Here is a 269-nt window from a genome sequence, read left to right on the forward strand (position 1 = left end):
GGCCATGCGCGCGTGCCCACTCTTCACTGGCCAGCAGCACTGCAGCGGCACCGTCGGTCAGCGGGGTGGAGTTGGCGGCGGTGAGCGTGCCACGCCCGGAAACCTTGTCGAACGCCGGCTTCAGCGTGGCCAGCTTTTCCCACTCCAGCGAAAACGCAAACTCGGTCATTGCCTGGATCTCCTGATCAGTTGGTCTTGGGGCGAACCTGGATGTGCACTTCGGCCAGCTGCGCGTCGACGATCGGCGACGGCGCGTCGGTCATCAGATC

Annotated in this window: 1 pseudogene; it reads right to left on the reverse strand. The window is 65.1% G+C overall.

Annotation, left to right across the window (positions count from 1 at the left end):
- A pseudogene (locus ABGA94_RS14545) lies at window positions 1–178 on the reverse strand (hypothetical protein); the annotation flags it as partial.
- Window positions 179–269: the final 91 nt, after the last annotated feature.

Source organism: Stenotrophomonas sp. 3diitr2024 (genome assembly GCF_042136455.1).
In the GTDB taxonomy this organism is placed as follows: domain Bacteria; phylum Pseudomonadota; class Gammaproteobacteria; order Xanthomonadales; family Xanthomonadaceae; genus Stenotrophomonas; species Stenotrophomonas sepilia.